The sequence below is a fragment of the Paenibacillus sp. FSL K6-1122 genome, assembly GCF_037977015.1.
Classification (GTDB): domain Bacteria; phylum Bacillota; class Bacilli; order Paenibacillales; family Paenibacillaceae; genus Paenibacillus; species Paenibacillus amylolyticus.
The window spans coordinates 4,499,007-4,519,959 of record NZ_CP150272.1 but is presented as its reverse complement, the minus strand read 5'-3'; the positions used below and the strand labels follow the sequence as shown (position 1 = coordinate 4,519,959).

Genomic DNA, 20,953 nt, shown 5'->3' with positions numbered 1-20,953 from the left:
TTATTTTGGATGAAATGGATAGGAAGAATAGTACTTTCGAAAAAACTTAGCGAGTTTTAGCTTTAAATTGCTAAAACCCATTTACATACTAGGGATTAGCCGTTATATTAATATTCAACTATTGTGATCGAGATCACAGAGAGTGGACAGGGGGATACAGAGATGAAAAGAAAAGAGACTAAATGGGTATGGTTGAGTGTGTTATTAGTATTTACATTGGCGCTGTCCGCTTGCGGAATCAAAAAAGAACCGGCAGCCACTCCGGCTTCGGGCGCATCAGATGATACACCAAAAACGGAAGCAGTTACAGGCCCTCTAAGCGGCAAACGGATCGCACTTATTATGGAGTTTAATACAGGTACTTTCTCGCAGCAATATGTACAGGGTGTAAAAGAAGAAATCGAAAAATTCGGTGGAGAACTGACAACGTTTGTTGCCGATAATGACAAAGCAAAAATGGTATCCTTGCTTGATAGCGCTATTAACCAGAAATTTGATGCCATTCTCACGGATCATGGGGATTCCCTATTAGAGCCAGGCGTGAAGAAGGCAGTAGAACAGAATATTCCAGTGGTCGTGTTTGACGCAGCTATCAGTGTTCCAGGAGCCACAGTCCTGTCGCAGGATGACCAGAAGATGGCTGAACTGACGCTGGAGCAAATGAAAAAAGATATCAATGGACAAGGTAATATTGTCAAAGTATGGGTAGCTGGTTTTGCACCTATGGAACGCCGTCAGATTGCATACGGTGAATTCATGAAAGCAAATCCGGACATCAAGGAAATAGCTACATTTGGTTCTGCACAGAATCCTGCGCTGGATACTCAAGCCAAAATGGAAGCTATTCTCAAGCAGTATCCAAAAGGTGAGATTACAGCTGTATGGACTGCATGGGATGAGTTCGCCAAAGGTGCAGCGCGCGCGATTCAACAAGCTGGACGTGATGAGATCAAAGTGTATGGTATTGATATGAGTGACGAGGACCTGCAAATGATTCAGGACCCGAAAAATCCTTGGGTTGCTTCTGCGGCTGTGGATCCAACGGATATTGGTCGCGTCCAAGTACGTTATGCTTATCAAAAACTGAACGGGGACGAGACGGAAGATGCAGTTGTTCTTAACCCGGTCTATGTTCAACGTGAAGCTCTGCCAGATAAACAAATCTCCACTTCGGAGCTGTCTGAGTTCGTTGAAGGTTGGGGTGGCAGCACACAAGGAATCAAGGACTGGATGAGTGAATACGGAATTACTGCTAAATAAGCAGCGTAAGGGAAGCGCGCCGCAAGGCGCGCTTTTTCCACCATAATGAAGATGTGCAAGTCTGGATGAGAAATGGGATACTCCCGTATGGGAACGATTGGAGGTTAACATCATGAGCACTGCACCGATTCTGCTTCAAATGGAACATATCCACAAGCAGTTTTCAGGTATTCCTGCACTGAAGGATGTGGATTTCTCTGTAAAAGGTGGGGAGATTCATGCGCTGCTGGGTGCCAATGGTGCCGGTAAAAGCACGTTAATGAAAATTCTGTCCGGTGCCTATCCATTGGATCAGGGTACGATTCAGTTGAGTGGACAAGCGCTACATTTAAGTTCTCCGGGAGACGCAAAGGCAAGTGGGATTCACTGTGTCTATCAGGAAGTGGATGCGGCACTGGTGCCACAGCTGACGGCTGCGGAGAACATTATGTTGGATCAGTTGGCTTCATCTGCTGGAGGTTGGTGGAAAAGTCCACGGAAGCTGCAACAGCGCGCGGTTGAGGCATTGAAGCAATTAGGGGCGGACATATCCGTTCACCAAAAAGTGGCCGATCTGACACTTGCAGAAAAACAGATGATTTTGCTGGCACGGATTTTGATTCAGGATGCCAAGGTCATCATTTTTGACGAGCCTACTGCACCGCTGAGTCAGGAAGAAACGGATGCATTTTTCCGTATTGTTCATCTCCTGAAGGATCGGGGCGTAGCCTGTATTTTCATTACCCATCGTCTTGCTGAAGTGACGGGTCACTGTGATCGCGTTACGGTCATGAGAGATGGACAACATGTATTTACCGGTGAAGCAAAAGGACTGACGATCAACGATTTGGTTACACAGATGCTGGGCAAACCATTCGAAGAAGAGTTTCCGAAGACAGAAGCGCCCGTGGGGGAACTGCTGTTGGAGGCGCGTGGGCTTCGTCGTGGAGTGAAAGTTAGAGGTGTTAACCTTTCTGTAAGCCGAGGTGAAGTCCTCGCTGTGGTGGGTCTGGTAGGCGCGGGTAAAACGGAAAGCTCTCGTTTGCTGATTGGTGCAGATCGGCTGGAGGGAGGCGAGATCCGGCTTAACAACCGAAATCTCCGCCTGTCTCAGCCTGCGGATGCGGCGGCTCTGGGGATTGTTTCTGTACCGGAGGAGCGACGTAAACAAGGAATCCTGATTCAGGAGAACGTGGAACGGAATTTAAGTCTGCCTTTGCTAAGCCGTCTTAGTACATTAGGTTTCGTAAGCCGCAAGCGGGAACGTCTGAATGCAGAGTCATTGGTGAAACAGCTTGGAATTAAAACATCGTCCGTGAAACAGGAAGTGAAATATCTAAGCGGTGGTAACCAGCAAAAGGTAGCCATTGGTAAATGGCTTAATGCGGATGCGGATGTATTTATATTTGATGAGCCAACCAAAGGCGTAGATATTGGGGCAAAAAGTGACATTTTCCGCATCATTAATGAACTGGCTTTGGCGGGCAAGGGTGTAATCTATTTCACCTGTGAACTGGATGAAGGCATGGGAATTGGTGACCGAATCGCGGTCATGTGCGAAGGTGTTATCGTAAAAGAGTTCAAACGAGGCGAGACTAACCAAGAACAGCTGCTATACTATGCAAGCGGTGGACAAGAGGTGCAATCATGAAGGATAAATCACTGGATTTTGCGTTCCGTTACGGGGCGATTATAGTCATAATAGGTGTTATCGCATTTTTCGGCATTAAATTGCCTTATTTCTTTACGTACAGTAACTTGACCGATATTTTGGGCTCGATCTCTATCGTTACTTTTGTAGCGATCGGTGTTACGTTATCTCTCATTGTTGATGGATTTGATCTCTCGGTTGGGGCGACTGTCTCATTAACTACCGTCGTTACTGCTTCGTTAATGATTTGGTATCAACAACCACTGGCAATTGTAATTATTGTTCCACTAATCATTGGCGCTGTTATTGGTTTACTTAACGCTTTGCTCATTGTAAAATTGCGTATTCCGGATTTGCTCGCAACCCTTGCCACGATGTACATTATCGGAGGTATTCACAAAACGTATGCACAGGGATATACCATTTACAATCACATGCAGTTCCCTGATGGAAGCAAAGCTGCGGGAGAGATGGACCCGACATTCCTGCTAATAGGGCAGGGTAAATGGCTTGGTATGCCGATATCGGTTATCATGCTACTTATTGCGGTAATAGGTGTGCATATCTTTTTGACGTATACGAAATATGGGCGCCAGATGTACATTACAGGTGGTAATGAGGAAGCTGCACGGTTGTCTGGAATCAAGGTGAAAAAGGTGCGTACACTCGCCTATGTAGCCGCTGGAGTGTTTGCAGCAATCGGGGGTATCATCTATGCCTCCAAAGTAGGATCTGGGCAAATTGATGCGGGATCACCGTTGTTAATGGAATCCGTAGCTGCAGTATTTGTCGGTTTCTCTGTGTTTGGTGCGGGTAAACCAAATGTCATCGGAACCTTCATTGGTTCGGTTCTGATTGGTGTACTTGTGAACGGTTTAACAATGATGAACGTACAGTATTTCACACATGATATTGTAAAAGGTGGGGTTCTCGTGCTTGCCCTGGCGGTTACATTTTACGTCTTAAACCGCAACCGGACTTGAAATTGTGGGCTGTCTGTATTAGTATGAAATTTGTTCGGCGTCTGAAATGCCCGTGGTTTCAGACGACATTCTGCCGAAAATGACTGTTGACCGCAGGCGGAGATTTGTGTTCAGCGCTCAAGATGTACGTAGATTTTTTGCGTATGAACGTATATTTCGCTATAAAACGGAAACACAGTATAACATTCAGGACATTGATACAGGAGGTGAAAAACAAATGAACAAATCAGACTTGATTACACACGTATCTGAAGCGACTGAATTGTCCAAGAAAGATGTAACGAAAGCGGTTGATGCCGTATTCGAAGCAATCTCTGAGGCTCTTCAAAGCGGAGATAAAGTACAATTGGTTGGTTTTGGGAACTTCGAAGTTCGCGAGCGCTCTGCACGTAAAGGACGCAACCCGCAAACAGGTGAAGAAATCGAAATTCCTGCGAGCAAAATTCCTGCATTCAAACCAGGTAAAGCGCTCAAAGACGGAATTAAATAAGATTTCTACATATTCCATATGTCGACAAAAAGACCGTGACTTGTTCACGGCCTTTTCTTTTGCCCTTTAACGATGATTCTTGCGGTTCATTCGTATAAGGCGCAGGTTGACAAATGAAACAATCTTAATCATCATTAACGCTATCGAACTAAAGAAGGGGACATGCGTGATGGATCATCCAACCGGCAATGATTATATTGTAATTAAGGCAGAGGAAAATGGTGTCCAGGTGATCGGATTAACCCGAGGTCAGGATACACGTTTTCACCACACCGAGAAATTGGACAAGGGTGAAGTGATGTTCGCCCAATTTACCACCCATACTTCAGCTATTAAAATCCGGGGCAAAGCCACGCTGATTACCAAGCATGGACAGATTGAATCGGAGTAATGGACAGATTGAATACATTCAAATGAAGATTGCAGGCATAGCCTGCTTTTTTTCATTGTACAATGAGGTATGAGCCTTTACCGGACAGACTACACTAACAGGTAAAGGCAGGGAGGCGTATATGAAACCGCGGATGATTGTTACTGCTTCAATGCTAGCAACGGTTGCGGCGGTCTTTCTGCTTGTTGCGATACAAACCTTACATATGCGTACATGGGGCGGGGACAACGTACAGCCTGCCTCTGCATCACATCATCCAGTTCAGCTGACGAATGACAATCTGGTTGATGTGCTAAGTTCCATGCAACTATCAACTCCCATTGCAAGAGTGGAATGGAAACAGTCCATTTTGACACTGGACCTCAAAGTTAAAGGAACGGGTACAAGTTACACTGAAATCTATGAGAACATGGCAGCTGTGGCGGATCTGAGCTTTCGGAGTCTGGATAACGTGGATCAGGTGCTGCTGCGTGTGATGGCAGAAGATGAATGGATGCATAAACGACATCTGTTACTTGCTGCTGATATTCGGCGTGGAGAGTGGCCTCTGTATGCGATTGAAACATTACGGAACTGGAAAAGTGCGGCCTTTTCAGATGAATTGAAGGACTGGTTTCATTTGATGGAGACCGAACTCTGGAAGAAGCAATTCGAAATGACAAGTCAGGGGTAATAGAATAGCAGGATTCAGTGCGTGCCCGTTCAACATATGCTATAATATATAAGATTGTAGTGCAGAAATGGTTTAACAATGTTAAGGCTCGGAGGCTGAGAATGAATTCATATCGCGTACCCCAACTAGCAAAGAAATATACGGATTACGACATGATTCGACAACATACGGAAATCCCATCATTTCCGGATAGCCGGGCACGTCTGTTGCAGATATTTGTGGGCCGCACAGACGAAAAGGTGCATCAAGAGTTATATGCTCTTGCAACTTCGCTCGTTCAGTTGGCCATGGATACGCATGATCGAATCGATACCATTTCCGGTGAGCGGAAAGAGCAGGAGATGCGTTCACGTCAGTTGAATGTACTCGCCGGGGATTATTTAAGTAGCCGTTTTTATCAATTGCTTGCCCAAGCGGGCAGAATTGAAATGATTGGCAAACTCAGTGGTGCTGTATCCGGAGTGAACGCACGCAAGATGACGCTGTATGAACGGATGAAGAAGCTTCTCGTTTCGGCTGATGAATACTTGCGTGAAACGGTACAGCTGAGGATGCAGCTGTTTCTTTCATTTACAGGCATGATTCAACATAACGAAGAGTCTTTATGGAACAGCCTGTTGACCGAATTCAGCTCCTGCGAAACGATCGTGGAAGAACTGAAGCGGATGAATGACGCAAAACAATATCTTCACAGCTATGCATACTGGCACATATACGAGCATGGTAATGACGATGAGCGCAATGTGTTGCGTCATTCTGAACCGGATGCACGTGCATGGAACACTATGGTGCTGAAGCATAGGGTTGGCGAGGTTTTGCTGGACAAGCTTCGCGAGTGTACACACCGCATTCAACTGTTGTTGCAAGACGAGGAAGGGCGGATGGGCTTGCATGAGATACATGCAATTCTAGAGCCTTACTTGGCATATTTGCAGCCTTCACATGCGGCAGTAAGGGAAGATTGAGGGGGAGACAGACGAATGGGGAGCGGAGAGACCAAACCGAAAGAAGAATATGTCCATTCGGTTTTTCAGAGTATAGCCGGAAAATATGATGTCATGAATGATATTTTAAGTTTCCGCAGGCATAAGGCTTGGCGTAAATTCACCATGAAAAAGATGAATATGTCCAAAGGCGATACCGGTCTTGATTTGTGTTGCGGCACATGTGACTGGACGCTTGCTATGGCAGAGGCAAGTGAAACGGGGCACATGCATGGACTTGATTTCAGTAGCAACATGCTGGAGGTCGGCCAGACAAAGATCAATGCGGTGCAACGTCAAAAGCAGATTACCCTGACACAGGGAAATGCCATGTCACTTCCTTTTGAAGACAATTCGTTTGATTATGTGACGATCGGGTTTGGGTTGCGTAATGTACCTGATCTCAGACAAGTGTTGTCTGAAATGAAACGTGTAGTCAAACCCGGTGGTATGGTTGTGTGTCTAGAATTGTCCAAGCCAACATGGCAGCCGTTCAAAGGCATTTATTATTTTTATTTTGAGAAGGTTTTACCGAATCTAGCCAAAGTGTTTGCTAAAAGTTTTGAGCAGTACAAATGGCTGCCGGACTCACTGGCCATTTTCCCGGGAAGGCAGGAACTGGCAGACATTTTTGCAGAAACTGGATTACAGCAAGTGCAGGCCTACCCTCTGACCGGAGGTATCGCGGCACTGCATATTGGAACCAAGGAGAATCAGCATGTTTAGGAAAATTCGCATCTTTTTAGAAATGATCAAGATTGAACACACGCTTTTTGCTTTACCTTTTGCATTTATGGGGGCGATCCTCGGCTCCATGGTAGTGAATGATACCTTCCCAAGCTGGATGCAGATCATGTGGGTATTGCTTGCGATGATCGGTGCACGTAGTGCGGCTTTTGGTTTGAACCGAATTATTGACCAAGCGATTGATGGCAAAAACCCGCGTACCGCGATGAGAGCCATCCCGGCAGGACTGTTGAAAAATGGGGAAGTTGTTATATTTGTCATTATCTCATTTATATTGTTATTCTGGGCCTCATCCAATCTTAATGTATTATCGATGCAGCTGTTGCCTATAGCTGTGTTTATGTTGGTACTGTATTCGTACACCAAACGATTCACATGGTTATGCCACATTGTTCTCGGAATGACGATTGGTTTGGCACCACTTGGTGGCTGGGTAGCTGTAACAGGAACGATGGATTGGACAGCGATTGTGCTGTACGTTACGATTGTGTTCTGGACAGCGGGCTTTGATATTATCTATGCATGTCAGGATCTGGAATTTGATCAGGGAGAGGGTCTTCACTCCATACCTTCCCGTTTTGGCCTGGTTAAATCCTTGCAGATCGCTAAGTTCTTCCATGTGATTACTGCAATTGGTTTTCTTGCGTTATTGTTGATGACAGATCTGAGCTGGTGGTATGGCGCAGGCATGTTGGTGACGTATGGAATTCTGTTCTATCAACACTATATTGTATCGCCTAATGATATGAGCCGTGTTCAAACGGCGTTTTTTACCATGAACAGTTTGCTTAGTTTAATTGTATTTACGTTCACTCTGATTGATCTGGCGGTGAAATAAATGGTGCAGCAGCCGGACAATAAACGACTGGTTGTCGGAATTACCGGAGCGAGTGGCAGCATATATGGCATTCGATTAATTGAAACGCTGCTTGATTTGGAATATAACGTTCATCTGGTCATATCCAATGCAGGGTGGCGTGTACTGAAAGAAGAATTGGACTGGGATGTGACGAATCGGGACGCGGTGCTGGAAGAAAAATTCGGCAACCGTGCCGGTTCTCTGATCTATCATCCTGTGAGTGATATAGGGGCCTCCATTGCAAGTGGTTCTTATCTGGCCGACGGCATGATTATCATGCCATGTTCGATGGGAACTCTTTCGTCCATCGCGCAGGGATCGTCGGATAATCTGATGTCTCGCGCAGCCGATGTTATGATGAAAGAGGGAAGAACATTGATTCTCGTACCACGTGAGACGCCTCTTCATGCAATCCATCTGGAGAACATGCTGAAGCTTTCTCGTCTTGGTGTACGAATGATACCGGCTATGCCTGCTTTTTATTACAAACCTCAGACTATGGATGAGTTGATTCTGTTTTTAGTGGGTAAAGTGCTGGATAGCTTGCGCATCCCACATCAACTGTTTACAAGATGGGGAGAACCGGATGAACGGGGATAACGACTGAGTTCGATACAAGGCTGTTTTTTGCCAAAGTGTTGCTCGGTTTATTTGTCCCCCGAATCCCGGGGTATTGGTGAGCACTGATGGTGAGTCTTCATGAACCACAGTCTTGACCCATGCTCCGGCAACTTCTGTATTTTGTTTCAGAACAAGTCGCAGAGTTTAATTTTCGGGTGTTGGCTATGACATTCGGAGAAGAAAAACACGTTAGATTACCTTATAGAACAACACAAGCAAGAACGGTAAGCCGGGTTTCTCGTAATGCCTGCAGGCCCGACTTGCTGGAGGGGAAGGTAAGCATGAATTTATGGACTGACAATACGCTGATACGGGTGAACGAATGAAACTATTGGATATTTTCGGGTTGTTAAAAAAGGACATGGATTACATTGAGAAAGAGTTGTATCGCAGTGTTCGAGGAGAACAGAAGCTGCTGAGTGAAACGTCACTTCATTTGCTTAAAGCAGGAGGAAAACGGTTGCGGCCCGTTTTTGTGTTACTTGGTGGGAAATTTGGTACATACGACATTGAACGTCTGAAGCTGGTTGCGGTTCCGCTGGAACTCATCCATTCGGCATCCCTCGTTCATGATGATGTCATTGATAATGCGGAGACACGCCGAGGCAAACCCACGGTGAAGTCAAAATGGGATAACCGGATTGCCATGTACACTGGAGACTATATCTACGGTAAGGCACTTGAAATGACTGCCGGATTATCCGATCCAGCGATTCATCGTATCCTTGCCAAAGCTATGGTACAGATGTCCATTGGTGAGATGGAGCAAATTCGCGACTTTTTCAATACGGGACAAAGTGTTCGTAACTATCTGCTGCGTATTCGCCGCAAAACAGCACTTCTGATTGCAGTTAGTTGTCAGTTAGGGGCATTGGCTACACGTGCGCCTGAGCATGTATCTTCCCTGCTGTATACGTACGGATACAATGTGGGGATGGCTTTCCAGATTCAAGATGATGTACTTGATCTGGTAGGTACTGAGAAACAACTTGGTAAGCCACCTGGCAGTGACATGAAGCAAGGAAATATCACTCTTCCTGTACTTTATGCCTTGGAAGAATCCGATCTGCGGGAACCTTTGCTTAAGGAGATTTCCCGTGTCCAGCATGAAGAAGGACGGGCAAGTGCATCGGATGCAATTGGAATGATTCGACAAAGTCAAGGAATTGCTAAAGCTGAAGCCCTTGCTGACCGATATATGAAGAAAGCGCTCGATGCTCTCGATCAGCTACCTAACATCAAGACGACCAAAAACCTGCGTGATATCGCTCATTTTGTGGTTAAACGTACACATTAAACAATGTATGACCTTCGACTCTCAGATTACTCATACCCAAAGATGAACAGAACTGTGAGATTCCTCATTGGGAGGATTTGGACATGTATGTTACAATCAGAGGGATTGCGTTTACATAGTGATTAACTTTGAACCGTGAGTGAGGAGTGAGCTGATGGATCGTACATTTTTGATGGTGAAGCCGGATGGTGTGCAGCGTGGATTGATCGGTCGAATTATTAGCCGTCTGGAAGACAAAGGATTTAAGTTGGTGGCAGGCAAATTGGTGCAGATGTCTGAGGATCAGGCAAAACGCCATTATGCTGAACATGAGGGTAAACCATTTTTCGATGATCTGGTTCGTTTTATCACATCTGGGCCTGTATTTGCCATGGTGTGGGAAGGGGACGATATTGTGGCGCTTGCGCGCATCGTCATTGGAAAAACCAATGTGAAGGAAGCAGCTCCAGGTACCATTCGCGGAGACTTCGCCAGCCACACACCACATAATCTGATTCATGGGGCAGATTCGCCGGAAAGTGCTTCCCGTGAAGCAGCAAATTTCTTTGCTTCAGATGAACTGGTGGTATACGACAAGAGCATCGCAGCCTGGTTGTAATTATTAGCCAAAAGGGTGATACACGATGCTGGAGCAAGAACAACTACTAGACCCGGATTACACCGGATTCATTCGTAAAATCAAAGAGAGCACAGGCATTGATCTTGCTCAATACAAGGAAGGCCAGATGAAAAGAAGGCTGACCACACTTCGCAACAAAAACGGGTTTCATACATTTTCTAACTTTTTTGAAGCTATGCAGAAAGATAAAACATTGTTCTACGAGTTCCTTGATCGTATGACGATTAACGTGTCGGAATTCTGGCGTAATCCCAATCGTTGGGAAGTGCTGCGGGACGAGATCCTGCCTGAGCTGCTGGGGTCCAAGCGTCGTGCTAAAGTTTGGAGTGCGGCCTGTTCAACAGGTGAAGAACCTTATACACTTGCCATGATTCTGGACACGATGGGCATTTTGAAGGACAGCTCCATTACGGCAAGTGATCTGGATGAAGGTGCATTGGCCAAAGCCAAGGAAGGGCGTTATATGGAACGCTCGCTTAAGGATGTGCCAAAGGAAACGGCGAACCGTTACTTCAAGCAGGATGGCTTGGTATACCGTATTGATGAGCAACTCAAAAATTCGATCAAGTTCATGAAACAAAATTTGCTGGTGGACCGTTTTGACGATGGGTACGATCTGATTGTGTGCCGAAATGTCATGATCTATTTTACCGAGGAAGCCAAAAACCTGTTGTATCACAAATTTGCAGCAAGTTTGCGTCCAGGCGGTATTTTGTTTGTGGGTAGTACGGAGCAGATCTTCTCCCCGGGACAATATGGTCTGGAGACAGCAGAGACATTCTTCTATCGGAAAAAATAATGATAATGGTTGTTCAGCCGTCTGAAGCACATGTACATGTGTTCAGGCGGTTATTTGTATACCAAGTACAAGAAAGCGCCGACTTTCTTGTCAAAGCCGGTCAGCTATACTATAATAAGCAAAGAAATTATGGGATTTTAGCAATGTGAAGTTTAACAGTTTAAAGGGGGAACGTATTATGAGTTTACGCTATTTAACCGCAGGGGAGACGCACGGACCCCAATTGACCGCTATTATTGAAGGATTGCCAAGTAATTTGACGATTGATTTTGAAGAACTGAATTTCCAGCTTCACCGCCGCCAAAAGGGATATGGCCGTGGACGCCGGATGCAGATCGAGAAGGATCAGGCGAATTTTGTTGGTGGTATCCGTCACGGATATACAACAGGTGCTCCGGTAGCGCTGGTTGTTCAAAATAACGACTGGAAACATTGGCAGAATATTATGAATATTGAGCCGATTGAAGGCAGTGACGAAGAGAAACGTCGCGTTCATCGCCCTCGTCCCGGACACGCTGATCTGAACGGTGGACTCAAGTATAATCATAAAGACTTGCGTAACGTACTGGAGCGCTCCAGTGCACGTGAGACAACGGTACGTGTGGCATGTGGTGCCATTGCACGTCAATTCCTGGCTGAATTCGGAATCAAGGTAGCTGGACGTGTACTTCGTATTGGAGAGATCGAAGCTCCGTATCAGGACCTTCCGATTGATGAACTGATCGCAGTGACAGAAGCTTCCTCTGTACGTGTTACGGATGCTGAGACAGAGAAGAAGATGGAAGCCTACATCGACCAGATTAAACAAGAAGGCGATTCCATCGGAGGAATAGTGGAATGTATCGTTGAAGGTGTACCTATTGGTCTTGGTAGTTATGTTCAATACGATCGCAAACTGGATGCACGAATCGCTCAAGGCGTAATGTCCATTAATGCATTCAAAGGTGTAGAGATTGGTATCGGATTCGAAGCCGGAGTCATTCGAGGATCACAGGTGCATGATGAGATCATGCATACGGATGAGCGCGGCTACCACCGGGCAACCAACCGTCTGGGTGGATTCGAAGGTGGTATGACAAACGGTATGCCAGTCGTTGTACGTGGTGTGATGAAGCCGATCCCAACGTTGTATAAGCCACTGCAAAGTGTCGATATTGATACAAAAGAAGCATTTACGGCTCAGGTTGAGCGCTCGGACGCTTGTGCTGTACCAGCAGCGAGTGTGGTTATGGAGCATGTTGTAGCGTGGGAAATTGCCAAAGCATTCCTGGAGAAATTCGGCGGGGATTCCATGGAAGAGATCCGTGCTAATGTTGCTAGTTATAACGCTCAACTGGAGAATTACTAATATGCGTCAGCTGACGGTACAGTTGGAGGAACGCTCATATCCGATTCTGATTGGTAGCGGTCTATTGGCACAAGCCCCTCAATATTTTGAGCAATATGGGTTGACCAAAAAAAGTCCGTTACTCATCATTACAGATGAAAATGTGGCTCCCAAATACTTGTCAGGTTTGGAGCAAACGCTGCGTACGGCTGGTTATACAGTCGTATCGGCGGTTGTACCCTCTGGTGAAACATCGAAATCCCTTTCGGTGTACCAGGATATGATGACCGTTGCGATCGAAGGCAAACTGGATCGGAGTTCTGCGATTCTGGCCTTAGGTGGTGGTGTCGTAGGTGATCTGGCTGGCTTTGTTGCCGCTACATATATGCGTGGAATCAAGTTTGTTCAAGTACCTACAACGATTTTGGCGCATGACAGCAGTGTAGGAGGCAAGGTGGCTGTCAATCATCCGCTGGCCAAAAATATGATTGGTGCATTCCACCAGCCCGAGCTAGTGCTCTATGATGTGGACACACTTCAATCCTTGCCGCCACGAGATGTATCGGCAGGGTTGTCAGAGATGCTGAAGCACGGGCTGATCCGTGATGAGGCTTTTGCACATTGGTGTGAGGAACATGCGGAAGAACTGCTTGCGCTTAATCCGGAAGCACTTGGATACGGCTTGGAACGTGGATGTGGCATTAAGGCAGAGATTGTATCCAGAGACGAACGTGAAAATGGAGAACGTGCGTTGTTGAACCTGGGACATACGATTGGTCATGCCATTGAAGCGATTGCCGGTTATGGAGAATTTCTGCACGGAGAAGCGATTTCGATCGGTATGGCTGGATCAGCATTGCTTGGTGAGAAGCTTGGTGCGACAGCAGGGCTCTATGAAGATACGGTCCGCATGTTGCGTTCACTTCGCCTTCCAACAACGATGCCTGCGCATCTCGACACGGATGCATTAATGGAAGCGATGATGCATGACAAGAAGTTCCGTGAAGGTCATATGGTGTTTATCATTCCTGATCGGATTGGGGCTGCAAGAATTGTGAAGGACGTACCTGTGTCGGCAGTTCGGGACGTCATTGAAATGCTCAGGAAGGGAGAATAACAGCGATGGTCACACGGGGAATTCGCGGGGCTACAACAGTCACGCAGAACAACGAAGAACAGATTTTGAAGGAAACGGCAGTATTGTTGCAGGAGATCGTGGATCGCAATGAGATCCAACCGGAAGATATCTGCAGTGTGTGGATTACGTTAACTGGGGATCTGGATGCTGCTTTCCCGGCAAAAGCTATTCGCCAACTGGATGGCTGGGAACTCGTACCACTAATGTGTGCACTGGAGGTTCCTGTTAAAGGTGCCTTGGCGCAGTGCATTCGTTTCATGGTGCATGTCAATACAAACAAAGCTCAGAATGAAATCAACCATGTGTATCTGAACGGTGCACAGGCATTACGTCCGGATTTGGCAACACCTTCTGGTTCTTAAGTAGTGGGTTGTCAAACCGATCATAATGATGTATAGTGAGAACCAGTTGAGTAGAGTAGAGATTGAGCTGAGAGCAGCTGAGCTAGTGGAGTATATAGCAGAGTCCAGTGGGTGGTAACCGGGGCAACAGAAACCGGTCAACTGATTCACGGTACGTCGTGCTACGGAATAGGTAACAGGAACAGGGAAAACAAACGTGTCATAGGACATCTTTTGTTTTGATATATTTTGGTACAAACACAATCAATGCACTCTCCTATATTTTAGGAAATATTGGAATGAGTAGTTGAAGTGTTATAACTAATTTATTTTCCCGATTTGGATGATGTGAGATGCATCAATTCAGCGACCTGTGAATAATCCGACAGCGAAGTATAGGGACTTGTTATTTATGAAGCATCACCCTGTTAAATACAGCTTATAACCAAACCTCTACCTGATGGTAGAGGTTTTTTTGTACATATAACCTTTTCTTCTACCTAAATCTGAAAGGACGTGATCTGATGATAACGCCAAACGTTAATCAAGTACTGAAAATGTCGAATGAGTATAATCTGATTCCGGTAGTCAAACGGATTCTGGCAGATATGGAGACTCCGATTCGAATATTCCGCCGTTATGCTGACAACGACCGGGCATTCCTGTTGGAAAGTGTAGAGGGCGGTATCCAATGGGCGAGATACTCGTTCATCGGTACAGATCCGTTCCTGATGATTTCGGCCAAGAAGGGCCGGATTGTTGTAGAAGAAGCAGGGAAGACTCGTGAATTGCCAGGTAAACCGATCGAAGAACTGAAAGCACTGCTGCGTAAGTATCGCAGTCCAAAAGATGATGAACTGCCACCATTCACAGGTGGGGCAATTGGTTTCTTCGGATATGATTTGCTGTCCTATTATGAGAAACTTCCAGCTCACGCGCTGGATGACCTGAATATGGATGACATTCGCTTTATGTTCTGTGACCAGATTATCGTGTTTGACCATGTGAAGCAGCAGATGCTGCTCGTAGGTAATGTACACGTCAAGGACGGTGCAACGGATGACGAGATACGTCAAGCGTATGCAGTGACTTCGGAGAAGCTGGAGCAGGCCGCAGAACGTTTGCAGCAGCAAGGACCAGGAGAGAACCTGAATCCGCGTTCCATTCCGGGAGACGTGGAACTGGGGGATATTCGCTCCAACCTCACGAAGGAGCAATTTATCGGTAATGTAGAGCAAGCCAAAGATTACATTCGCGCAGGTGATATTTTTCAAGTGGTATTATCCCAGCGTTTCCACATTGATACGGAAGTTTCTCCGCTTCACGTGTATCGTGTGCTTCGGACCCTGAATCCATCACCTTATATGTATTACCTCAAAATGGATGATGAGATTATCGTGGGTACTTCGCCAGAAGCGCTGGTCAAGGTGGACGGGAATCGTGTGGAGACACGACCGATTGCAGGTACACGTCCAAGAGGGGCAACAGAAGCGGAAGATCGTGCACTCGCTGCTGATCTGCTCCAGGATGAGAAGGAACGCGCGGAGCATCTGATGCTAGTTGATCTGGGGCGTAACGATCTGGGCCGGGTATCCAGCTTCGGCAGTGTGAAGTGTGACATGTTCATGGAGATTGAACGGTATTCTCACGTTATGCACATGGTATCCAACGTTACGGGCGAGCTTAGAGAAGATAAGGATTTCTTCGATGCATTCCTCTCTTGCTTGCCAGCGGGTACTGTATCCGGAGCACCGAAACTGCGTGCAATGGAGATTATCGCGGAACTGGAGAAAGAGGCACGTGGAGCTTATGCAGGAGCAATCGGATACCTTGGTTTCTCGGGTAACATGGACTCCTGTATTACGATTCGTACGATTATTTTTAAAAAAGGAAAAGCGTATGTACAGGCCGGAGCGGGAATCGTATGGGATTCTGTGCCTGAGAATGAATATGAGGAAACGGTTAACAAAGCTAAAGCATTGCTCAAGGCGATTCGAACAGCAGAAGCAATGTTTCCTGCCAAAGAAAAGGACAGCACGTTGAGACTGGCGAATGCAGACTACTTTGTCACACCAGCGGCCGCTAAGAACTGAGAGAGGAGAGACCGGAGATGAACATAAACCCAATAATGAATGAGAACCCTGTAACCCCTATTGCTGAGATTACTCGTGAGGAAGGCATGAAAAATGGCCTGGCGAAGATTCTAGAGGGCAGCCATCTGGAGCAAGCCGAAGCAAGAGATTTGATGTACTCGATCATGAGAGGTGAGGCAACGCCGGCTCAAATCGGAGGTTTGCTGATGGCGCTACGGATGAAGGGTGAAACGGTAGATGAGATCACCGGTTTTGCTGAAGCCATGCGTGGTCAGGGCGGACGAATTCTAACGGATGGCAGCGGCTTGCTGGACACGTGTGGAACAGGTGGATCGGGTATTCACAAATTCAACATTTCCACAGCATCCGCGATCATTGCTTCGGCCGTCTCGGTTCGGGTCGCCAAACATGGCAACCGTTCAGCTTCAGGCAAAGCGGGTAGTGCAGATGTATTAGAGGCACTCGGTGTAAATATCCATCTGAACGGTGAGCAGGCCAGACAATGTCTGGATGATATCGGAATCTGCTTCTGTTTTGCCCAGGTATATCACCCTTCCATGCGACATGCAGCAGGACCAAGAAAAGAGCTGGGGGTTCGTACCATTTTCAATATGCTCGGACCGTTAACGAATCCTGCGGGAGCAGATCGCCAACTGCTTGGCCTGTATGATCGTTCCCGGACGCCGATGATTGCTGAAGTACTGAATCGTCTTGGTCTCAAAAGAGCGTTGGTTGTGGCCAGCCATGATGGTCTGGATGAAATCAGTATCTCGGCACCAACTCAGGTATCTGAACTTCGCAATGGTGAAGTGCACACCTATGATATTGATCCACGTGATATGGGTTTGTCTCTACATCCGCTCGAAGCGGTACTTGGAGGAGATGCGGCACAGAATGCCGAAATTATTAAGAGGATCTTCCAGGGTGAGCAGAGTGCCTATCGTGATGTCGTTCTGTTGAATGCCGGAGCGTGCATCTATGTATCCGGTCTTGCAGATAGCATTGCTGAAGGGGTGACACTTGCCGCAGAAGCGGTAGATTCGGGCAAAGCTGCCGGGAAGCTTGAACAGTTAATTCATACAACGGAGGCGTATAGTCATGTATCTTGATCGAATCGTTGCAACCAAACATAAAGAAGTTGAAGTTCTTGCACAAACATTTAACATGGATGAAGCTATCCAAAAAATCGAACAACTACCCGCAACTCGAGGGTTTGAAAAAGCATTATCAAGCGGACGCAATCGCAAACTTGGCCTTATTGCTGAAGTGAAAAAAGCTTCGCCATCCAAAGGGTTAATTCGTCCGGATTTTCATCCGGTAGAGATTGCTGCTGCTTATGAGCGAGCGGGTGCAGACTGCATCTCCGTATTAACAGATGTGTCGTATTTTCAAGGCAGCAACGAGTACTTGCAGGCTATCCATCAAGCAGTGAACATTCCGCTATTGCGCAAGGATTTTATTATAGATGAACGACAGATTGCCGAGGCAAGATTGCTGGGTGCGGACGCGGTATTGCTGATTGCCAGTATTCTGACACCTGAACAGATTCGTCAATATCTGGAATTTGCCAAAAGTTTGGGGCTGGATGCCTTGATTGAAGTCCATGATCGAACAGAACTGGAGCAGGTATTGGAGATTCCGCAGGCAACACTTGTGGGCATCAACAATCGTAATTTGAAAACATTCGAAACCAGCCTGAACACGACACTGGATTTGATGGAATTGATTCCAAGTGGCGTTACCTTGATTAGCGAAAGTGGTATTGACGGACCAGAATCAACAGTACCTCTGATCCAGGCCGGTGTTCATGGTATTCTCGTAGGTGAGCATCTCATGCGCAAGGATGATGTCGAGGCGGCTGTATATGATCTGATGGGACCCAAATGATGAATACTTCCTTACACGATGGCACAGGCGACAGTATGTCAGAACTGAGAAACCCGCTGCCAGCGGCCGTAAAAATATGTGGACTTCAGGACGTTGAAGTGCTAAAATCGATGATAAACTTGCCTGTGGATTACATTGGTGTTGTTTTTGCCAAATCACGCCGCCGAATCGAACCCGAGCAGGCTGCTGCATTAAGAACGGTGTTGTTCGAATGGTCTACCTATGATCGGCCGAAGCTTGCGGGTGTATTTGTGAATCCTACGCTCGAAGAACTGGAACACATTATGGACATTGCTCAGCTGGATGTTATTCAACTGCATGGACAGGAGACTGCGGAATTTTGCCAGCAGGTGAAGCAGCGGTGGAATGCCGCAGTGTTCAAAGTTTTTTCTTTTCCCAAAGATGAAACGGGACCGGAAGCTGATGATGCAGCCATAAGGGCTCTTGATACTTATGATAAATACGTGGATGCGATATTGCTTGATACCCATGATCCTCTATATGGAGGGGGCTCCGGGAAAACGTTTGCCTGGGAGCGAATCCCTGCCTATGCTGAATGGGCAAAAAGTCGCGAAATTGCTCTGTTCGTTGCAGGAGGTTTGCAGCCGGACAATGTACAACAACTAATACAGACATATACACCTTTCGGCGTCGATGTATCCAGCGGCGTGGAGACTGAAGGTGTGAAGGATATTGCCAAAATTACAGCATTCGTAGAAAGGGTGAAGCAGGCATGACACATCAATTGCCGGATCAACACGGGCGTTTCGGTCACTTCGGAGGCCGCTTTGTACCTGAGACACTAATGAACGCACTTATTGAGTTGGAGGAGGCATACAGCCACTTCTCTGAAGATGAGGAATTTAACAAGGAACTGAACTATCTGCTAAGCGAGTATTCTGGACGTGAAACGCCATTGTATCATGCAGAGCAATTGTCACGCCGATTGGGCGGACCGAAAATTTATCTGAAACGTGAAGATCTCAATCATACAGGCGCGCACAAAATTAACAACGCCATTGGACAAGGTTTGCTTGCCAAACGGATGGGCAAAAAGAAAGTTATTGCCGAAACGGGTGCAGGTCAACATGGCGTTGCGACCGCAACCGTAGCCGCATTGCTTGGACTGGAATGCAAAGTATTTATGGGCGAAGAAGATACAGAGCGTCAGCAGTTAAACGTATTTCGGATGAAGCTGCTCGGAGCAGAAGTAATTCCGGTGACGTCCGGAACACGGACACTGAAGGATGCTGGTAATGAAGCACTTCGCTACTGGGTCAGCAATGTAGAGGATACGTTCTATGTGCTCGGATCAGTGGTTGGTCCTCATCCATATCCGATGATGGTGCGGAATTTCCAACGTGTGATTGGTGATGAGACCCGTCGTCAGATTCAGGAGATCGAAGGGCGTTTGCCGGATGTAATTGTAGCCGCTGTTGGTGGAGGAAGTAATGCGATCGGTATGTTCTATCCATTTATCGGTGATCAGGATGTGAAACTTGTTGGTGTTGAAGCCGCAGGCAAAGGGGTCGAAACCGAGTATCACGCTGCGACGATGACCAAAGGTACGCATGGTGTATTCCAGGGATCTATGAGTTACCTGTTGCAGGATGAGTATGGACAGGTTCAGCCAGCGCATTCCATCTCGGCCGGACTTGATTATCCGGGTGTTGGTCCGGAGCATTCCTATCTCAAGGATATTGAACGGGCAAAATATGTACCGATCACGGATCAGGAAGCACTGGATGCCCTGCAACTCCTATGTCGGACGGAAGGAATCATTCCTGCTCTGGAGTCTGCACATGCGGTAGCTCAAGTTGTCAAACTGGCGCCTGAACTTACAGTAGATGATATTGTAGTCATTTGTCTGTCGGGACGTGGAGACAAGGATGTTGAATCGATCATGAAATACACGGGAGGTGACTTGGGATGAATCTGATGGACCAGACCTTCCAGCAATTGAAGGAACAGAATCGCACGGCACTTATTCCATTTTTAACCGTGGGAGACCCGGATGTGGATACAACGATTGATATCATCAAGGAGCTTGAACAGGCTGGAGCGGATATTTTGGAACTGGGTGTTCCCTATTCCGATCCGCTTGCAGATGGCCCTGTCATTCAGCGCGCTTCCGAACGTGCGCTGAAGAGCCAGATTACCATTCGTACTGTGATGGAAACCGCTGCAAAAGCTCGTAAGGCAGGTGTGAAACTGCCGTTTGTACTGTTCACCTATTATAATCCGGTATTGCAGACAGGCCTGGATGTATTCTTTGATGAATTGGTCAAACACGATATTAGTGGCATGATCATTCCGGACCTGCCAATTGAGGAAGCGGAAGAGATGCGAGAACGCGCAAATCGTGCTGGTGTGCATCTGGTGCCGCTTGTTGCACCTACCTCTAATGCCCGGATTGAGCGGATTGTAACGGGAGCGAGTGGCTTTATCTATTGTGTATCTTCCCTTGGGGTAACGGGAGAGAGAGCTTCTTTCTTTGATGGCGTAGAGAGCTTTATTGAGACGGTGAAAAGTCTGACAGACCTCCCTGTAGCGGTGGGTTTTGGTATTTCCAGTCATGAGCAGGTGGCACATTTCTCCCGCATCTGCGATGGCGTTGTTGTAGGTAGTGCCATTGTTCGTCAGGTGGAAGATGCGATTCCTCTGCTTGAAAATCCGGATACGCGTGCAGCGGGACTGTTGCAAATTCGCAACTTTGTGGCACAATTAAAGGGATAGAGATGTCCTGAAAGGACATCTTTTGGACACGTAAGGTGCACGCTGATTCGTGTCTAACATTATTTCAATAACAGGAGGC

Annotated in this window: 22 protein-coding genes; all 22 read left to right on the top strand. The window is 46.8% G+C overall.

The window, feature by feature from the left end; genetic code table 11:
- The first annotated feature begins 162 nt into the window (after nt 1-162).
- The 22 genes from NSQ20_RS20285 (at nt 163) to trpA (ending at nt 20,874) form a co-directional block, all read left to right on the top strand.
- Nucleotides 163-1,260: a sugar ABC transporter substrate-binding protein gene (locus NSQ20_RS20285; protein ID WP_036672016.1), complete on the top strand. Its 1,098-nt coding sequence runs from the start codon at nt 163-165 to the stop codon at nt 1,258-1,260.
- Nucleotides 1,261-1,372: 112 nt separating this feature from the next.
- Nucleotides 1,373-2,890 (top strand): sugar ABC transporter ATP-binding protein, encoded by a 1,518-nt coding sequence (locus NSQ20_RS20280; RefSeq protein ID WP_340030751.1) that lies wholly within the window; start codon nt 1,373-1,375, stop codon nt 2,888-2,890.
- Nucleotides 2,887-3,873 carry an ABC transporter permease gene (locus NSQ20_RS20275; RefSeq protein WP_017687695.1) on the top strand — a complete coding sequence of 329 codons (987 nt, stop codon included), beginning with the start codon at nt 2,887-2,889 and terminating at the stop codon, nt 3,871-3,873. Before NSQ20_RS20280 ends, NSQ20_RS20275 begins: the two co-directional genes overlap by 4 nt.
- Nucleotides 3,874-4,090: 217 nt before the next feature.
- Nucleotides 4,091-4,363: an HU family DNA-binding protein gene (locus NSQ20_RS20270; RefSeq protein WP_024630670.1), complete on the top strand. Its 273-nt coding sequence runs from the start codon at nt 4,091-4,093 to the stop codon at nt 4,361-4,363.
- 169 nt (nt 4,364-4,532) lie between these two features.
- The gene (gene mtrB / locus NSQ20_RS20265; RefSeq protein ID WP_017687697.1) at nt 4,533-4,754 is read left to right on the top strand and encodes a trp RNA-binding attenuation protein MtrB; all 222 of its coding nucleotides are present in this window, start codon (nt 4,533-4,535) and stop codon (nt 4,752-4,754) included.
- Between the two features lie 121 nt (nt 4,755-4,875).
- On the top strand, nt 4,876-5,427 hold the full coding sequence (locus NSQ20_RS20260; RefSeq protein ID WP_340030749.1) for a hypothetical protein: 552 nt from the start codon (nt 4,876-4,878) through the stop codon (nt 5,425-5,427).
- Nucleotides 5,428-5,528: 101 nt separating this feature from the next.
- Nucleotides 5,529-6,392, top strand: a complete 864-nt coding sequence (locus NSQ20_RS20255) for a heptaprenyl diphosphate synthase component 1 (protein ID WP_340030748.1) — start codon at nt 5,529-5,531, stop codon at nt 6,390-6,392.
- A gap of 15 nt (nt 6,393-6,407) precedes the next feature.
- The gene (locus NSQ20_RS20250) at nt 6,408-7,136 is read left to right on the top strand and encodes a demethylmenaquinone methyltransferase (protein ID WP_036607690.1); all 729 of its coding nucleotides are present in this window, start codon (nt 6,408-6,410) and stop codon (nt 7,134-7,136) included.
- Complete coding sequence (locus tag NSQ20_RS20245; RefSeq protein WP_076250002.1) at nt 7,129-7,995, top strand: UbiA-like polyprenyltransferase; 867 nt, start codon at nt 7,129-7,131, stop codon at nt 7,993-7,995. Before NSQ20_RS20250 ends, NSQ20_RS20245 begins: the two co-directional genes overlap by 8 nt.
- Nucleotides 7,996-8,616: a flavin prenyltransferase UbiX gene (locus tag NSQ20_RS20240; protein ID WP_017687702.1), complete on the top strand. Its 621-nt coding sequence runs from the start codon at nt 7,996-7,998 to the stop codon at nt 8,614-8,616.
- Between the two features lie 343 nt (nt 8,617-8,959).
- Entirely contained in the window at nt 8,960-9,934 is a 975-nt protein-coding gene (locus tag NSQ20_RS20235; protein ID WP_017687703.1) for a polyprenyl synthetase family protein, read from the top strand.
- Nucleotides 9,935-10,088: 154 nt separating this feature from the next.
- The gene (gene ndk / locus NSQ20_RS20230) at nt 10,089-10,532 is read left to right on the top strand and encodes a nucleoside-diphosphate kinase (RefSeq protein WP_017687704.1); all 444 of its coding nucleotides are present in this window, start codon (nt 10,089-10,091) and stop codon (nt 10,530-10,532) included.
- 25 nt (nt 10,533-10,557) lie between these two features.
- Complete coding sequence (locus NSQ20_RS20225; RefSeq protein WP_036607684.1) at nt 10,558-11,352, top strand: protein-glutamate O-methyltransferase CheR; 795 nt, start codon at nt 10,558-10,560, stop codon at nt 11,350-11,352.
- A 178-nt stretch (nt 11,353-11,530) separates the two neighbouring features.
- The gene (gene aroC / locus NSQ20_RS20220; protein ID WP_036607682.1) at nt 11,531-12,700 is read left to right on the top strand and encodes a chorismate synthase; all 1,170 of its coding nucleotides are present in this window, start codon (nt 11,531-11,533) and stop codon (nt 12,698-12,700) included.
- A 1-nt stretch (nt 12,701) separates the two neighbouring features.
- Entirely contained in the window at nt 12,702-13,796 is a 1,095-nt protein-coding gene (gene aroB / locus NSQ20_RS20215; RefSeq protein WP_340030745.1) for a 3-dehydroquinate synthase, read from the top strand.
- A gap of 5 nt (nt 13,797-13,801) precedes the next feature.
- On the top strand, nt 13,802-14,179 hold the full coding sequence (gene aroH / locus NSQ20_RS20210) for a chorismate mutase (protein ID WP_036607677.1): 378 nt from the start codon (nt 13,802-13,804) through the stop codon (nt 14,177-14,179).
- A gap of 503 nt (nt 14,180-14,682) precedes the next feature.
- Nucleotides 14,683-16,251, top strand: coding sequence for an anthranilate synthase component I (gene trpE / locus NSQ20_RS20205; protein ID WP_036607674.1), 1,569 nt, complete (start codon nt 14,683-14,685; stop codon nt 16,249-16,251).
- 68 nt (nt 16,252-16,319) lie between these two features.
- Nucleotides 16,320-17,360 (top strand): anthranilate phosphoribosyltransferase, encoded by a 1,041-nt coding sequence (gene trpD, locus NSQ20_RS20200; protein ID WP_091034830.1) that lies wholly within the window; start codon nt 16,320-16,322, stop codon nt 17,358-17,360.
- Nucleotides 17,350-18,138, top strand: coding sequence for an indole-3-glycerol phosphate synthase TrpC (gene trpC / locus NSQ20_RS20195; RefSeq protein ID WP_036607671.1), 789 nt, complete (start codon nt 17,350-17,352; stop codon nt 18,136-18,138). The genes trpD and trpC overlap by 11 nt, the downstream gene beginning before the upstream one ends.
- Before the next feature lie 35 nt (nt 18,139-18,173).
- Nucleotides 18,174-18,875, top strand: a complete 702-nt coding sequence (locus tag NSQ20_RS20190; protein WP_036607903.1) for a phosphoribosylanthranilate isomerase — start codon at nt 18,174-18,176, stop codon at nt 18,873-18,875.
- Nucleotides 18,872-20,071 (top strand): tryptophan synthase subunit beta, encoded by a 1,200-nt coding sequence (trpB, locus tag NSQ20_RS20185; RefSeq protein ID WP_036672013.1) that lies wholly within the window; start codon nt 18,872-18,874, stop codon nt 20,069-20,071. The genes NSQ20_RS20190 and trpB overlap by 4 nt, the downstream gene beginning before the upstream one ends.
- The gene (gene trpA / locus NSQ20_RS20180) at nt 20,068-20,874 is read left to right on the top strand and encodes a tryptophan synthase subunit alpha (RefSeq protein WP_074095638.1); all 807 of its coding nucleotides are present in this window, start codon (nt 20,068-20,070) and stop codon (nt 20,872-20,874) included. The genes trpB and trpA overlap by 4 nt, the downstream gene beginning before the upstream one ends.
- Nucleotides 20,875-20,953: the final 79 nt, after the last annotated feature.

Coding starts and splice junctions, on each gene's coding strand:
- NSQ20_RS20285 (WP_036672016.1), top strand. CDS start 163: ATGAAAAGAAAAGAGACTAAATGGGTATGGTTGAGTGTGTTATTAGTA.
- NSQ20_RS20280 (WP_340030751.1), top strand. CDS start 1,373: ATGAGCACTGCACCGATTCTGCTTCAAATGGAACATATCCACAAGCAG.
- NSQ20_RS20275 (WP_017687695.1), top strand. CDS start 2,887: ATGAAGGATAAATCACTGGATTTTGCGTTCCGTTACGGGGCGATTATA.
- NSQ20_RS20270 (WP_024630670.1), top strand. CDS start 4,091: ATGAACAAATCAGACTTGATTACACACGTATCTGAAGCGACTGAATTG.
- mtrB (WP_017687697.1), top strand. CDS start 4,533: ATGGATCATCCAACCGGCAATGATTATATTGTAATTAAGGCAGAGGAA.
- NSQ20_RS20260 (WP_340030749.1), top strand. CDS start 4,876: ATGAAACCGCGGATGATTGTTACTGCTTCAATGCTAGCAACGGTTGCG.
- NSQ20_RS20255 (WP_340030748.1), top strand. CDS start 5,529: ATGAATTCATATCGCGTACCCCAACTAGCAAAGAAATATACGGATTAC.
- NSQ20_RS20250 (WP_036607690.1), top strand. CDS start 6,408: ATGGGGAGCGGAGAGACCAAACCGAAAGAAGAATATGTCCATTCGGTT.
- NSQ20_RS20245 (WP_076250002.1), top strand. CDS start 7,129: ATGTTTAGGAAAATTCGCATCTTTTTAGAAATGATCAAGATTGAACAC.
- NSQ20_RS20240 (WP_017687702.1), top strand. CDS start 7,996: ATGGTGCAGCAGCCGGACAATAAACGACTGGTTGTCGGAATTACCGGA.
- NSQ20_RS20235 (WP_017687703.1), top strand. CDS start 8,960: ATGAAACTATTGGATATTTTCGGGTTGTTAAAAAAGGACATGGATTAC.
- ndk (WP_017687704.1), top strand. CDS start 10,089: ATGGATCGTACATTTTTGATGGTGAAGCCGGATGGTGTGCAGCGTGGA.
- NSQ20_RS20225 (WP_036607684.1), top strand. CDS start 10,558: ATGCTGGAGCAAGAACAACTACTAGACCCGGATTACACCGGATTCATT.
- aroC (WP_036607682.1), top strand. CDS start 11,531: ATGAGTTTACGCTATTTAACCGCAGGGGAGACGCACGGACCCCAATTG.
- aroB (WP_340030745.1), top strand. CDS start 12,702: ATGCGTCAGCTGACGGTACAGTTGGAGGAACGCTCATATCCGATTCTG.
- aroH (WP_036607677.1), top strand. CDS start 13,802: ATGGTCACACGGGGAATTCGCGGGGCTACAACAGTCACGCAGAACAAC.
- trpE (WP_036607674.1), top strand. CDS start 14,683: ATGATAACGCCAAACGTTAATCAAGTACTGAAAATGTCGAATGAGTAT.
- trpC (WP_036607671.1), top strand. CDS start 17,350: ATGTATCTTGATCGAATCGTTGCAACCAAACATAAAGAAGTTGAAGTT.
- NSQ20_RS20190 (WP_036607903.1), top strand. CDS start 18,174: ATGTCAGAACTGAGAAACCCGCTGCCAGCGGCCGTAAAAATATGTGGA.
- trpB (WP_036672013.1), top strand. CDS start 18,872: ATGACACATCAATTGCCGGATCAACACGGGCGTTTCGGTCACTTCGGA.
- trpA (WP_074095638.1), top strand. CDS start 20,068: ATGAATCTGATGGACCAGACCTTCCAGCAATTGAAGGAACAGAATCGC.